Annotated in this window: 10 protein-coding genes and 1 pseudogene; 10 read left to right on the forward strand and 1 reads right to left on the reverse strand. The window is 40.5% G+C overall.

Features of this window, described 5'->3' with window-relative positions; all coding sequences use genetic code 11:
- Window positions 1-228: 228 nt before the first annotated feature.
- The 10 genes and pseudogenes from I2F31_RS11760 (at window position 229) to rdgB (ending at window position 14894) form a co-directional block, all read left to right on the forward strand.
- Window positions 229-2485 (forward strand): annotated as a pseudogene (locus I2F31_RS11760) (TonB-dependent receptor).
- A gap of 229 nt (window positions 2486-2714) precedes the next feature.
- On the forward strand, window positions 2715-4961 hold the full coding sequence (locus I2F31_RS11765) for a TonB-dependent receptor (RefSeq protein ID WP_195769834.1): 2247 nt from the start codon (window positions 2715-2717) through the stop codon (window positions 4959-4961).
- 728 nt (window positions 4962-5689) lie between these two features.
- Complete coding sequence (locus I2F31_RS11770; RefSeq protein WP_195773930.1) at window positions 5690-7984, forward strand: TonB-dependent receptor; 2295 nt, start codon at window positions 5690-5692, stop codon at window positions 7982-7984.
- Between the two features lie 83 nt (window positions 7985-8067).
- On the forward strand, window positions 8068-8751 hold the full coding sequence (locus I2F31_RS11775) for a Fe2+-dependent dioxygenase (RefSeq protein ID WP_195769832.1): 684 nt from the start codon (window positions 8068-8070) through the stop codon (window positions 8749-8751).
- 31 nt (window positions 8752-8782) lie between these two features.
- Entirely contained in the window at window positions 8783-9883 is a 1101-nt protein-coding gene (locus I2F31_RS11780) for an alpha-hydroxy acid oxidase (protein ID WP_195773931.1), read from the forward strand.
- A gap of 185 nt (window positions 9884-10068) precedes the next feature.
- Complete coding sequence (gene leuA / locus I2F31_RS11785) at window positions 10069-11763, forward strand: 2-isopropylmalate synthase (protein ID WP_195769830.1); 1695 nt, start codon at window positions 10069-10071, stop codon at window positions 11761-11763.
- A 41-nt stretch (window positions 11764-11804) separates the two neighbouring features.
- A complete protein-coding gene (metX, locus tag I2F31_RS11790) occupies window positions 11805-12965 on the forward strand; it encodes a homoserine O-succinyltransferase MetX (protein ID WP_195769829.1) in 1161 nt (386 codons plus the stop codon).
- A gap of 5 nt (window positions 12966-12970) precedes the next feature.
- Window positions 12971-13564 carry a methionine biosynthesis protein MetW gene (gene metW / locus I2F31_RS11795; protein WP_195769828.1) on the forward strand — a complete coding sequence of 198 codons (594 nt, stop codon included), beginning with the start codon at window positions 12971-12973 and terminating at the stop codon, window positions 13562-13564.
- Window positions 13561-14154 carry a tetratricopeptide repeat protein gene (locus I2F31_RS11800; protein ID WP_195769827.1) on the forward strand — a complete coding sequence of 198 codons (594 nt, stop codon included), beginning with the start codon at window positions 13561-13563 and terminating at the stop codon, window positions 14152-14154. Before metW ends, I2F31_RS11800 begins: the two co-directional genes overlap by 4 nt.
- A gap of 107 nt (window positions 14155-14261) precedes the next feature.
- Window positions 14262-14894: an RdgB/HAM1 family non-canonical purine NTP pyrophosphatase gene (gene rdgB / locus I2F31_RS11805; protein ID WP_195769826.1), complete on the forward strand. Its 633-nt coding sequence runs from the start codon at window positions 14262-14264 to the stop codon at window positions 14892-14894.
- 156 nt (window positions 14895-15050) lie between these two features.
- Here the strand turns inward: rdgB and I2F31_RS11810 are convergent, their stop codons facing one another.
- Entirely contained in the window at window positions 15051-15923 is an 873-nt protein-coding gene (locus I2F31_RS11810) for an AEC family transporter (RefSeq protein ID WP_195773932.1), read from the reverse strand.
- Between the last annotated feature and the right edge of the window lie 196 nt (window positions 15924-16119).

Raw genomic sequence — 16119 nt, forward strand, 5'->3', positions numbered from 1 at the left:
ATGTGTGACTAGCATTAAGCTTAAAATAAAATTAAAATATAAAAATTAATACCCATCAAAAGAAAAAAGTAATTGGCATTTTAAATAAGCATATATTTCATCATCTTAAATACAAACCAATCAATACATTATAAAAAAGCATTCTGTTTTAACCATTTTAAAAATACATAAAATTAACGATAATCATTATTGTTTATATAATCACTACAGTTTGTTACGAGAAAATACATGTCGTTCATTAAAACACGAAAAAAAATCGTCTCTTCAGCACTACTCTCTTCCCTTTCTATTGCATCAGGCACTGTGATTGCTGGACAAGATGCAACAAACCTACCAACGATTTCAGCACATGGACAAGAAGAAAGTCTAAAGGTTGAAAAGTCAGCCAATAGCAAATACCTTGTACCACTTCTTGATACAGCAAAATCTGTTGATGTAATTTCATCAAAGCTCATTAATGACACACAAGTCACTACACTTAGCGATGCACTACGTACCGTTCCAGGCATTACACTGGGTGCAGGTGAAGGTGGCAACCCAAATGGTGATCGTCCATTTATTCGTGGTTACAACTCAGAAAGCTCTATTTACGTTGATGGGGTACGTAATGCAACATCTCAACAACGTGAAATGTTTGATGTAGAACAAGTTGAAGTCACTAAAGGCTCTGCATCTACCCTTGGCGGTGGTGGTTCAACCGGTGGTAGCATTAATATGATCACCAAACTGCCAAAACTGACCGATGCTGTTCAAGGCTCAATTTCTAGCGGCACAAATGACTACCGCCGTATCGTATTAGACGGCAACAAAAACTTTGATAACGGTATTGCAGGCCGTGTGGTTGTGATGGGTCACCAAAACACCAAAGCAGGTCAAAAAGATGGTGCTGAATACAACCGTGTAGGTATTGCACCAAGTATTGTTTTTGGTACAAACTCACCAACAAAAGCAACACTGAGTTACTACTACCTACGTACCAATGACACACCAGACTCAGGCGTACCTTATAACAACCCAACAGGTACAGGTGTCTATGGTAAACCTGTAGATGTCAAACAAGGCATCTACAGGTTTACATAACCGTGACTTCCAAAAACAAGAAAACCAAATAGGTACGTTTAAACTTGAACACACATTTGACAATGGCTTTAACCTTGCCAATATTGTGACGTACAGTCGCTCAAAAAATGATTACCTATGGACACAACCTGATGACTCTCAAGGTGATGTCACATACGGAAAAGTATGGCGTCGAGCAAACTCAAGCATTACAGACACCGAAACCTTTGCAGACCAACTGGTTCTACAAGGCAAACTCAACACAGGCTCTGTTACACACCGCTTGAGCCTAGGTGCTGACTTTAGCCACCAAGCAACAGACAAAGGTAGTTACGGTGTAACCAGCGGTTTACCTGCAGCGCAGTCTTGTGGTACAGGTACAAACAAAACCAACTCAACATATGGTATTGGTACAAGCAATGGCTATTGCACCTCTTTATACAACCCAAACTCATACGATGCATGGTCTAGCCAACTCATTTCTGGTTACACAGCTAAAACAACAACAAAAGACACGGGTCTTTACATTTTAGACAACATTGAGTTTACACCTCAGTGGTTATTAGACCTTGGCGTACGTTGGGACAACTTCAATACCAAGCAAAACACTTATGCAAGTGTAAGCAGCACAGCATATACCTTACTTACAACACCAACCACTGTAGTGAGCAAAACTGACTTCTTTAGCTATACTGCTGGCTTAACCTACAAGCCTGTAGAACAAGGTAGCATTTACGCAAGTTTTGCAACGTCAGCCAACCCCGTAGGTATTAGTGCTGGCGATGGCTCTGAGACCATTTCAACTTCTTACAAAGATTTAGAGCCAGAAACTGCACGCACTTTTGAAGTTGGTACAAAATGGGACTTATTTGACCGCCGTGCCAATGTGACTGCAGCAGTCTTCCGTACAGAAAAACAAAATACTCGCATTGCCGTGTCACCAACTCAATACACCAATGGTGGTGCAAGCCGTGTGAATGGTTTTGAACTTGGCTTGAATGGTAACATTACAGCAAATTGGGATATTAGCTTAGGCTACAGTTACCTAGATGCAATACAATCAGGGAACCCTGGTGTAAGTACACGCGATGGTTCAGCAATTCAAACTCGTGGAAAACAACTTCCAAACGTACCTAAGAATAGTGCAACACTCTGGTCTACGTATAAAATCACACCAAAACTTACCTTGGGCGGTGGTGTAGTAGCAAGTGACAAAGTGTACGGTAACACCACAAATACCCTATGGGTTTCAGGCTACACCCGCTATGACCTCATGGCACGTTATGCAGTAAATAAAAATATTGATGTTCAACTAAACGTCAATAACGTAAGTAACACTCGTTACTTCACTAAAGCATATGCATCACACTATGCAACCGAAGCAGAAGGACGTAACGGCGTACTTACAGTCAACTTCAAATACTAAGCGGAATTATTCGTAATAAAAAACAGTCTCTCTTGAGGCTGTTTCTACTAAAGCAATTAAATATAACTCTAACAACAAAATAAAAACACCTACGAATAAATACACATAAAAATCAGCAAACAAAAACATAAACTTGCAAATAAAAATAATTATCATTTATACTATGATTACATATATTAACAAATTTAAAATGTGAAATTCTTAATTTATACATAAAGGAATAAAACGAATGACGAAAAAGATTGCCAACAAACGTAACAATACGGCAAAAACCGTAGCGCTTGCGATGACTTTACCCAACTTAGCATTTGCAGCAACATCTGATGTTACGAATCTACCAACCATTGAAAGTGCATCACACTCAAATAGCCATTACGCAAAACATAGCTCTTCAGACAAAAGAGCTCAATCCATATTAAATACACCGCGAACAACACAGATCATTACTCAAAAAGCATTACAAGAACAAAACCTGCTTTCTTTACAAGATGCCCTTTCAACCACACCTGGTATTTCTTTTGGTGCAGGTGAAGGTGGTGGCGGTTATGGTGATAAAATTACTTTACGTGGCTACGATGCAACAAGCAACATCACTGCAGATGGCTTAAGAGATACCGCATTAACGAATCGAAGTGATCTATTTAACTCTGAAGCAGTAGAAATTACCAAAGGAGCCAACTCTGTCGAGAACGGTGCTGGCCAAGTCAGTGGTGGTGTTAACCTTGTGACCAAGTCACCCAAAGACCATGACTTCAATCATCTATCGGTAGGACTTGGCACAGATCACTACACACGAATGACAGGTGACTTCAACAAGGTAATTGATGACGACACAGCGATTCGCCTGAATGTGATGGCACACAAAAACAACTACCCTGAACGTGATGAACAACTTAAACGCTGGGGTATTGCACCCTCTATAACCTTTGGTATTGGTAGAAATACCAAAGCGACTCTGTCTTACATTCATCAAGAAGACGACAACGACCCACAATATGGCGTCCCATACTATAACGGCCGTGCGGTACCAGGCATCTCAAATAAAAATAATTATGGATACACCGATATAGATAATATTCGTATCACAAATAATACTGGACTGCTCAAAGTAAAAAGTGAAATCACAGACAATGTTAAGTTCAACTCTGTAACACGACTAAGTGATATTCATCAAATATCTACAATATCAGCACCACAAGGTACTTTCTGTCTAGCAAATGGTATGGCACCAACAGCATATACCAACGCAAATACCACAGGTTATACAAAATGTACAACACCTGGACAATACATTGTTAGTGGCCCTCGTGGATTTAAACGAGACACTGAAACCAAACAAATTGCAAATGATAGCAATATCAAAATTCAAATCGGTTCAAAATATGTTAAAAATACGACCATCATCGGTGGTGGACTCAGTCAGGAAGATTACACACTAAAAAGCGGAAGCTACTTAAATAATGCCGATGGCTCAACAAGCACCCGCCCAAATATGAATGTTTACAACCCGAATCATGTTTGGAATAACTCAATAAACTATATCCAAGCAGACAGTCGTAGTGGCTCAGGTAGTTTAGACACCTATTATGGCTATATTTTCAACAACACCAAATTCGGCTCTCATTGGTTACTTGATCTAGGTGCACGTTATGACAATACAAATGGTGTATACCGTGACATCAATGGAGCCGTTACAGGTTCTCAAAAAGCAAATTTATTTAGCTATAATGCTGGTATTACGTTTAAACCAACGGAGTCAACAAGCCTATACTTAAGCTATGCAAACTCTGAAAAACCAACCATTGGCGTCGCAAGCGAAACATGCACAAGTACTGCAACAAATAATACGTGTAATGTAAAACCAGAAACAGCCATAAACTATGAGGTTGGGGCAAAATGGGAAGTGAACCCAAATCTTCTTGTGACTATTGCGGGCTTCAGAAATGAACGCAACAAAGTACGTGTACAAGGTAGCGATGGTTTCAACTATGTCTTAGATGGTAAAAACTATGTGAATGGCGTAGAAGCTGGTCTTGCAGGAAACTTCACACCGAACTGGGACATTACGGCAAGTATGGCGTGGATGAAAGGCAAGTTCAACCAAACAGCCGCAAATGGGATTCAAGATTTTTCCAAAGGCGACTTCGTAACACAAGTGCCAGAGTACTCAGGAAGCCTATGGACCAACTACAAAGTGAATGACCAATGGAAAGTTGGTTATGGGGCAACATATCAAGGAAAAATGTATTTAAGTACACACACCTCCGCTACAAACAATAAAGTTGCTCAAGTTCAATCAGAGGACTACTTACTACATCATGCATCAATCACTTACACCATGAGTAAAAACTTAAACTTCCAACTGATTGGGCGTAACCTAGCGAATAAAATTTATTATACACACATTCGTAACAATGGCTGGGCAATGCCTGGCGAAGGTCGCCAAGCGGTTCTAAATATCAACTACAAGTTTTAATATTTAAGCAATATTAGAGGCATCAAAAAGCGTTTGCGATTACAATATGGCAAACGCTTTTTGTCATATTGTAATATTAATAAAAATAGAACCTTTTTAAAGATTAAAACATTAACCACTTGATATGATGCTTTAAATTGAATGCCCTTGCTTGCAATCACTTAAACTTAACGCTAAACAACCGAAAGAACCATTTTTTATTACTTTAAATATTAAGCGAGAAAGAATTTTTGAATCAAATCTAATTCAATCATCCATGCAATTTAAGCTCACTGATGACGAATACTTTCAGATGATTAAAGCACCTAAGAAGCTAGAAATATACATTTAATGGCATAACCATCACCTCAGCCAACATCTTGAAAACTTCAGCCTAAATCAAAAAGATCTGAAAACCACAGTATCTTAGCTAAAACCTATAAATGCTGCCGAGCAAGTCAAATAAGGACGTTATTAGAAATGATTTTTCTTTCAAAAATAACGATAGTAATAAAACTTAAAATAAAATTAAAAAAACACAAAAAATACATTAAAATCGGCAAAAACAATTAACAATCTAAAAAAAACATAAAACCCAGATATATATTACTATTTAAAATCAAAAACTTAGTTAAAAATACCAAATAACATTATATTTTAAATATAAATAATTATCATTTATACTCATTACTCTTTCGATCGTTTATTCATCAAAACGATAATATGAGTCACTTTTAAAGGGCGTACTTATGCCAAGTCAGAAAACAAAACCCAATACTCACGCAGCAAAAACAGTAGCACTTGCAATTGCACTCCCCAATCTTGCATTTGCAGCATCGACTGAGTCTGTACAACATTTGCCATCTATTCAAAGCAGTGCCAACAGTGAAAATAGCTTTTATGCCAAAGAAAGCTCATCAACAAAGCGTATACAGCCTTTACGTGATACTGCAAAAACAACTCAAGTCCTCACTGAACAAACCTTAAAAGAACAAAATCTACTTTCACTACAAGATGCACTTTCAACCACACCAGGTATTTCTTTTAGTGCAGGTGAAGCAGGCGGTACTCTCGGTGACCGCATTAACCTTCGTGGCTACGATGCAAAAAATAACATCACTACCGATGGTATTCGTGACACAGCCATTATTACTCGTACCGACTTATTTAATTACGATGCTGTAGAAATTAATAAAGGGGCAAACTCTGTAGAAAATGGTGCAGGCCAAGTCAGTGGTGGCGTAAACCTTGTGACTAAAGTACCAAAAAATAAAGATGAACATCTTGTTTCTGTGGGCTTAGGTACAGATCACTACAGACGCATTACAGGCGACTTCAATAAAGTCCTCACAGACGATATTGCGTTTCGTTTAAACGTGATGGGACATGAAAATACCTACCCTGGACGCAGTGAAGAACTCAAACGTTGGGGCATTGCACCCTCTATTTCTTTTGGCATTGGTGAAAGCACCAAAGCGACTCTTGCCTACGCTTACCAAAAAGACAGCAATGACCCACTATACGGCGTGCCTTACTTTAATGGTCGTGGTGTAGATGGGCTTTCACCTGCCACATATTACGGCTTTAGAAACCTAGATCAGATTCACATTAAAAATAGCAACGGCCTATTAAAAGTGGATAGCCAGCTGAGCGACAACATACAACTACACTCAGTCACTCGTCTAAGCAATATTTCACAAACTGGGGTGACTTCTTCACCACGTGGTACTTTTTGTTCATTCGCAGGGCTAACACCTGTAGTAAAAAGTAACAGCAACAAAACAGGTTATACCTCTTGTAACCAACCAGGGCGTTATATTCCAGATGCAGTACGTTTTGGCTTTGTGAATAACATTACCGCCAAACAATTTGCCAACGACACCAATATCAGATTCACTTTTGAAAATGAGCAGGTTAAAAACACACTCATTACAGGTATTGGTTTTAGCCAAGAAGAATACACCAGATTACTCGGTGGCTTATTGTTTAACAGCAATGGCACACGTATGACACTGCCTTCAACAGACCTTTACAACCCAAACAACCACTGGAGTGGAGCAACCAACTTTAGAGCATCAGAATACGCAACTGGTAGCATGAACAGCTATTACGGCTATTTATTCAACAACACCAAGTTTGGTTCACACTGGATACTTGACCTTGGCGTACGTTTTGACCGCTCAGAAAGTAAGTACACCAGTAGCACCTATTCAGCAACAACCCAGCAAGTTACTGCAACAGCACCTGCTTCGCAAAATGCAAACCTATTAAGCTACAGTGTAGGTTTGACATATAAACCAACAGAAGCGGTCAGTATTTACACCAGTTATGCCAACTCACAAAAACCAACCATGGATGCAGCCAATACACCATGTGTTGCCACAAACGTAGGAAATACTTGTAATACCAAGCCCGAAAGTGCACTCAACTACGAACTTGGTATGAAATGGGAAGCCAATCCAAACCTACTTTTTACCATGGCAGGCTTTAGAACTGAATCAAATAAAGTACGCATACAAGGTGCAGACAACCAAAATACCGTGTTAGACGGCAAAAACTACATCAACGGTGTAGAGGCAGGTTTATTTGGTCAAATCACCAAAAATTGGGATGTGACTGCAACATTTGCATGGATGGAAGGTAAATACAAACAAACCACGGTAGGCAATGTCCCCGATTACCAAAAAGGCAATCGCATTATGTTAGTACCAGTTTACTCGGGCCATGTATGGACAACTTACGCACTGAACGACCAATGGCAAGCGGGCTACGGCATCACTTACCAAGGTAAAATGTACACAAGCTCACAAACCGCTCAAAACAACACCTTGCCACAAACCCAATCTCAAGACTACTTCACGCATGATGCATCTATTACATATCAGTTTAACAAAAACTTAAATGTACAGTTGATTGGTCGTAACCTTACCAACAAAACGTACTACACCAACCTACGGGCAGGAGAAGCAAGACAAAATAGCTCTGGTTTTGCCTTACCTGGTGCAGGACGCCAAACTGTACTCAACATCAACTATAAATTCTAATCTTTAAGCAATATTAGAAGTATCAAAAAGCGTTTGCTATTATAATATAGCAAACGCTTTTTATTCTCATTTAGGAAACCATAATGCTTATACAAGTTCCTAACCTACTTACACTCGATCAAGTCAATGAATGCCGCACCCTTTTAGAAACAGCCCCTTGGGTTGACGGCAAACAAACCGCAGGCCATCAATCTGCTCAGATAAAAAACAACTTACAACTCCCCATAGACTGCGAAGAAGCTCTACACATTGGTCAGATCATTACTCAAGCACTGCAAAGTAACCCCACTGCATTTAGTGCATCACTTCCAAAAACCATTCTACCGCCCATGTTTAACTGCTACCAAAATGGCGGACACTTTGGCACACATGTAGACAATGCCATTCGCCCCCACCCTATACTCAAAAACTACATGCGTACAGACGTATCATGCACACTGTTTTTTACCAATCCAGATGAATACGATGGCGGTGAACTGATTATTGAAGACACCTATGGCACACAATCTGTCAAGCTCAATGCAGGTGATGCCATTCTTTACCCATCAACCAGTTTACATGAAGTTACCCCTGTCACTCGTGGGGCAAGAGTATCATCATTTTTTTGGATTCAAAGTTTTGTTTCATCGGACATTCAAAGACGCATGTTATTTGAACTTGACCAATCTATACAATCACTCACCCAACAACTGGGTAGTAACCACGAAGACGTTGTACAACTCACAGGCATTTATCACAACTTACTCAGACAATGGAGTGACATGTAGGCTTAATTTAGCCTTCATTTGGTAAACACATATGACAATACAACAACCATTTAATACCATCCCACCCCACCTACTCACATTGGCTGACTACCAACAACAAGCCCAAAAGCACATGCCAGACAGCCACTGGGCCTACCTAGAAAGTGGTGCCATGCATGAAGTGAGCCTCAAAGACAACCAACAACAATTTGACAAAATACACATACGCCCTCGTGTACTCAAAGACCTATCAGGTGGCAATACCCAGTTTGAAATGTTTGGCCAAAGCTACCCCCACCCTATTTTTTTAGCACCGATTGGTCATCAAGCCTTATTCCACCCCGATGCAGAGCTTGCAACCGCTTTAGCCGCAGAAGTACTCCAAAGCAATCTTATTTTAAGTACATTTACCACCACAGACCTACGTGCCTTAAACGCAGACAATCCATTTAAATGGTTTCAACTGTATTGGCAAGGTGGGCATGAAAAATCCCTCCAATTGGTTAAACTGTCTGAACAGCATCACTATAAAGCCATTGTTATTACCGTAGACTCTCCCCATAAAGGCATACGAGATACCGAACGAAAGGCCAACTTTCAACTACCGCCTGACATGCCACATCCACACACTAAAACCTTTCTCATGGCAGAAAATCTCTCGCCTGAACAACACCCCGTATTTGATGGTCTGATGCAACTTGCCCCAACGTGGCAAGACATTGCTTGGTTAGCACAGCAAACCGCACTCCCCATTGTATTAAAAGGTGTCTCTCACCCCGATGATGCAAAACTTGCCATGGAACACGGCGTTAAAGGCTTAATTATTTCCAACCACGGTGGCCGTGTTTTAGACACATGTATTTCACCACTCACCGCACTAGAGCGGATTAAAGCGGTTGTACCACATGACTATCCATTGTTAATCGATGGTGGCATACGCCGTGGTACAGATGTCTTTAAAGCCATTGCTTTAGGGGCACATGCAGTACTGATTGGCAGACCTTATATTTATGGGCTTGCAACCGCAGGTGCTTTAGGTGTGGCCCATGTGATACGCACGCTGAAAGAAGAATTTGAAATTACCATGGCATTGGCAGGCACAGCACGTATAAGTGACATTTCAATGGCACATATAGAGGTACAAAGCCATTGACAAAAGCCATGCAGATCAATTAACTTAAGCGTTATCCACCCTAAAAACTTACTCCCAATATGCATAAGTCGTCTACATCACGCTAGACGGTGCTGTATACTTATGTTGCAAACAAAAAATTTAAATAAAATAGTCGTTGCGATTTCAATCCATAACGCACGGCTATATCTAGGAGTGATTGATTCATGTTGGCTGATCCGAGCAAAAAATACCGTCGCATGTACGAGCGTGTCGACTTACCCAACCGTGAGTGGCCAAATAACGAAATTACCAAAGCCCCACTGTGGATGAGTACAGACCTGCGTGACGGTAACCAAGCCATTTTTGAGCCAATGACCCTAGAACAAAAACTCAAAATGTTTTTAATGTTGGTTAAAATTGGCTTTAAACACATTGAAATTGGTTTTCCATCGGCATCTCAAACTGACTTTGACTTTACCCGTCAACTCATTGAAGAAAACCTCATTCCAGACGATGTATACATTGAAGTCTTAGTACAAGCACGTGACCACCTCATTACACGTACATTTGAATCTTTGGCAGGTGCTAAGCGTGCCATTGTGCATATTTATAATTCAAATTCACCGACTTTTCGTAAAAAAGTGCTGAATACCGATGCTGAAGGCTCAAAACAACTTGCTGTAAACGCAGCGACGAAAGTTAAAGAATATGCAGCAAAACAACCAGAAACCGAATGGGTATTTCAATATAGCCCAGAGTGTTTTTCTGCAACCGAACTTCATGTTGCTAAAGATGTCTGCGATGCCGTTACAGCAGTTTGGGACGCATCACCTGACAATAAAGTTATTTTAAACCTACCTGCGACGGTTGAAGTTTCTACCCCTAATGTCTATGCAGACCAAATTGAGTGGATGCACCGCAACCTTGCTCGCCGTGATGGTGTACTCATTTCTGTACATTGTCATAATGACCGTGGCTGTGGTATAGCAGCCTCTGAGCTTGCCATTATGGCAGGTGCAGACCGTGTAGAAGGCTGTGTATTTGGTAATGGTGAGCGTACAGGTAACGTCGATATTGCAGCCATTGCCCTCAACATGTACACCCAAGGTGTTTCACCTGAACTTGATTTCTCCAACATTAATGAAATCATTGCAACCGTTGAAGAGTGCACAGGCTTACCCGTACACCCACGCCACCCATATGCAGGTGACTTGGTCTTTACCGCATTTTCAGGCTCTCACCAAGATGCCATTAAAAAAGGCTTTGACTTCCAAAAAAATGAAGCCATTTGGGACATGCCATACTTACCTATTGACCCCAAAGACTTGGGCCGTGACTACGATGCTGTGATTCGCGTCAACAGCCAATCTGGTAAAGGCGGTATTGCATACTTACTTGAGTCTAACTACAACGTAACGCTACCACGCCGCGTACAAATTGAATTTAGTCAAATTGTGCAAGCACATACAGACACCACTTCTGCTGAGATTTCTGCAGCAGAGATTTGGAAACTCTTCCAAGCCACGTATGTTAATATTAAAGACAAGTATTACAGCGTGAAAAAATATGAACTGTCTACCCAAGACAATGACCAAGTCATTGATCTAGATATTGAAATCAACCAAAAAACGCAACGACTTCAAGGCCGTGGTAATGGCCCGATTTCTGCGGTGATTGATGCATTACAACTTCCAATCGATGTGTTGCACTACGAAGAACGCAGTATTGGCACAGGCGCAAGTGCACAATCTTTAGCATTGCTTGAAATTCAAGTCAAAGACACAGGTAAAAGTACTTTTGCCGCAGGTATTCATAGCAACACCATCACTTCTCCTATCGAAGCGATTATTGCATGTACCAACCGGTTAATTGATCAAGGCGTACTTCAAATCACTGATATTGTGCCTACAAACAGCTAAGCAGTTGAAAATATCCATTTCAAAACAAGGCGACTTACATCGTGTCTTTTGCATCTGATTCAGTGGGTTTAGTGACCCCTAAAAAATATACTTTTGAAGAACCACTCAAACTTGAATGTGGTCGTGTGTTGCCACGTTTTGAACTAATGGTAGAAACTTATGGCACATTGAATGCAGACCACTCTAATGCGATCTTACTGTGTCATGCACTGTCAGGCCACCATCATGCGGCAGGCTATCACAGTGAAGATGAAAAAAAACCAGGTTGGTGGGATGCATGCATCGGGCCAGGCAAAGCCATAGATACCAATCATTTTTTTGTGGTCGCACTGAATAATATTGGTGGCTGCCATGGTTCAACAGGGCCAATTTCACCCAACCCAGACAATAATAACATGCCTTATGGGCCTGACTTTCCCTTAGTCACAGTACGTGATTGGGTACGTACCCATGCTATGCTTTCAGACCAAATGGGCATTAAAAAATGGTATGCGATTGTAGGCGGATCACTTGGTGGCATGCAAGCTTTACAATGGTCTGTAGACTACCCAGACCGTTTAGAACGCTGTGTCATTATTGCCAGTGCACCTAAACTGTCAGCACAAAATATTGCATTTAACGAAGTTGCAAGACAGTCTATTTTATCTGACCCAGATTTTCATGATGGCTACTACCTTGCCAATGACAGCTACCCTCGCCGTGGCCTCATTTTGGCACGTATGGTTGGGCATATTACCTATCTATCTGAAGAAGCCATGAAACAAAAGTTTGGCCGTGACCTAAAATCGGGCAAATTTATGTACGGTTTTGATGTTGAGTTCCAAGTTGAAAGCTATTTGCGTTACCAAGGTGAACGTTTTAGCCAAAACTTTGATGCCAATACTTACCTGATTATGACCAAAGCACTTGACTACTTTGACCCATCACGTGAGTTTGACTCATCACTCACCGAAGCCATGAAAAACACCAAGTGTCGTTTTTTAGTGGTGTCATTTACCACAGACTGGCGTTTTAGTCCTGAACGTTCGGAAGAGATTGTCAACGCCCTCATTAGCAACAATAAACCTGTGAGCTATTTAGACATTAATGCCAAACAAGGGCATGACTCATTCTTATTTCCAATCCCTTTATATGTCAACACATTACGGGCATTTTTAGGTGGCGAAGCACTGCTTAACGAAACCACAGTGCAACAGGGGTAAACTTCATGCGATTAGACCAACAACTTTCTGAAAAATGGATTAACCCAAGCGACAAAGTGCTCGATTTGGGCTGTGGCGATGGCGAACTCCTCGCACATTTGAGCAAAAAATATAACATCAGTGCATATGGCATGGAAATTGATCAAGAAAAGATTGCAATTGCCATCAGTCGAGGGTTAAATATTATACAACAAGACTTAAACATTGGCTTACACCGTTTTGCAGATCAATCTTTTGATTATGTAGTTATGGCACAAGCTTTGCAGTCTGTAGATGCACCAGATGTATTGTTAAAAGACATGGTTCGAGTTGGTAAACAAGCCATTATTACCTTCCCTAACTTTGCCTATTGGAAAACACGCGCCTTTTTAGCATTCAAAGGCAAAATGCCTGTGTCCAAAGCATTACCATACATGTGGTACAACACCCCTAATATTCATTTATGTACTTTCCGAGATTTTGAAGCACTGTGTGCTGACAACAATATTCGGATTATTAACCGACTCTCCGTCAATGGAAATCAAGAAGATAGCTTTTTAGGCAAACGTCTTCCTAATCTATTTGGCGAAGTGGCGATATATAGAGTGAGCGCCATATGAAAAAACTGTTTATGAGCACCTTGTTGCTTGGTTTATCTGTACTGTCACATGCAGATTTAATCTCAACAAATCCACAACAACCTTCTGCATCATCACAAGCAGCACGTTATTCGACCATGGGCTTTAGTCAATTATTACAAGAAGCCAATGCAGGTCAAGCAGCTGCTCAGTTTTATGTCGCAATGCACTATCAAGCAGGAAAAGATACCTCAAAAGACATGAGCCAAGCTTTTGCTTGGTATAAAAAAGCCGCTGACCAAGGTATTCCTGCAGCCCAGCTGAATGTAGGTCGTATGTTGGCTGATGGTACAGGCACAAATAAAAATATGGTTTTGGCTCGTAGCTACCTAGAAAAAGCTGCAAGCCACGGCGACAACCGTGCAAGCTTCAACCTTGCACTGATGGAAGAACATCAAAAAGACTACATTGGTGCATACCAATGGTATGAGCTTTCTACCCGTGATGGCATGTTAGACAATAAAGTCATTAATATGTCAGAAAGCAAAAAAACAGCTTTGGCTGCCAACTTAACACCAGATCAAATCCGTCAAGCAGTAGACCGTGCAGATCGTTGGATTCAAGCTCAATAAATTGTTTTACTACGCTCACTCGAAGCAGCACTTTTGTGTTGCTTTTTTTGTTTTTTAGTCTGGCTTTGTGCATAATCTGAATATCTTCCTTTCATCAAAGCATCACTATGACTCAACACACTTGGCTCACCCCGCACCCTGAAATTGTACTTGCAAGTAATAATAAAGGAAAAATTGCCGAATTTAGCCAAATTTTTGAGCAGCTTCACTTACCCATTCAAATGATTCCTCAGGGGCAGCTGAATATTGAAGACGCCGTTGAAGATGGTTTAAGCTTTATTGAAAATGCTATTTTAAAAGCACGTCATGCAGCGAAACACTCAGGTAAACCCGCCATTGCTGATGACTCTGGTTTATGCGTACCTGCACTTGCAGGTGCACCCGGTATTTACTCGGCTCGTTATGCAGGTGAACACGGTAATGATGCCGCCAATAACCAGAAACTCATTCAAGCATTAGAACCCTTACGCTCAAACAACTTACCCATTATAGGTATGTTTGTCTGTGTATTGGCATTTGTAGAACATGCTGAAGATCCTTTACCAAAAATCTTTCAAGGCACTTGGCAAGGTGAAATACTCCCCGAAGCCCGTGGCGAGCATGGTTTTGGCTATGACCCTTTATTTTGGCTACCCGAGCTTGGCAAAAGCAGCGCTGAACTTGAAAAATCAGAAAAGAATAAAATCAGCCACAGAGGCCAAGCCATGCAGGCTTTTGTTGCAAGTTTAACAACTGCATAAACTACATTTAGGTTGTGTCTGCATCTGCAGCACAACCTAAAAAGAATAGATGAGAAAACCAAATGCGAGATGATTTAAAACAAAGGTTTATACAAGGCTGTCAGAACAAAATGGATAAAAAAGGAGAAGATGTCGGATTATCCTTTTATGCTTTTTTTAAAAATAAAGTAAAGCAAACAGCGCAATGGTACAGACACTCACAATTGTACCTGCGGCAATATACTGTGCCGACTTTCCTGTACCACTATAGTGCGTTTCTAATGCCACAATATTGGCAGCAGGCGGTAAACAAAATAAAAAGTAAAGTAGTGCAATATGCTCATGCACAAAGCGATTTGATGTCATGAAATATAACGCTGTACACAGCACTGCACCGATTGCCAATTTCACCCACATCATACGGCAACTATATTTTAGATCATTCATACTCACTTTGGTTTGACTGAGCCACATACCCAAAACAGCCATGCCAGCAAAGACCATTGCAAATTTGGCAAAAGCATATAGATCAAGTAGCCACCACTGCTCATGCAATATATTTTGAACAGCAAATAGTCGCAGTATCACAGCAACACATAGCGCAATCATCGGCGGTGCTTGCAAAACTTTTTTTATCACCTCTTGCCATTTTGGCTTGGCTTTACTCACCGCAGGAATCGCCCAAACATTGCCAAAAATAGAACTTCCTACATATAAAGCAATCATTGCAGCACTCACCGACTGCCCAAAAATAAGCAACGCCAAAGGAAAACCCAGCCAGCCAATATTGTTGTAACTTGCACACAATGCAACCAATCGATCTTTAAAAACCATACTGCACACTGCATAAACCACCACAGATGACAGCACACTAAAGAGCATCAAAAACATGCTACCTGCTTGGTAAAACAGCATGTTATACACAATAACAAAGGGGATAAAACAACGTGCTAACAATTTAGACAGCAAGGGTCTAAGCACATTTAAAAAACCATAAGATGAAATAAACCAGCCAAATATAAATGACAGGATTGGTAAAATAATAGGCATCGTTATTATTATCTCGGTAAAACTTATCGCTCATATTAAATGTTGTATTTAAAGCTAAAATTAAAATTTCAGCATTAAAAAACATACTGGTGCAACGAATAACTTAAAACACATAATCCCCCCTTTACGTCCTCAAAAAAAACGTAAATAAGCCAATACAATCAACATATCTTTACTTAAATACCAACATATTTAA

The organism is Acinetobacter rathckeae (assembly GCF_015627125.1).
Taxonomy (GTDB): Bacteria; Pseudomonadota; Gammaproteobacteria; order Pseudomonadales; family Moraxellaceae; genus Acinetobacter; species Acinetobacter rathckeae.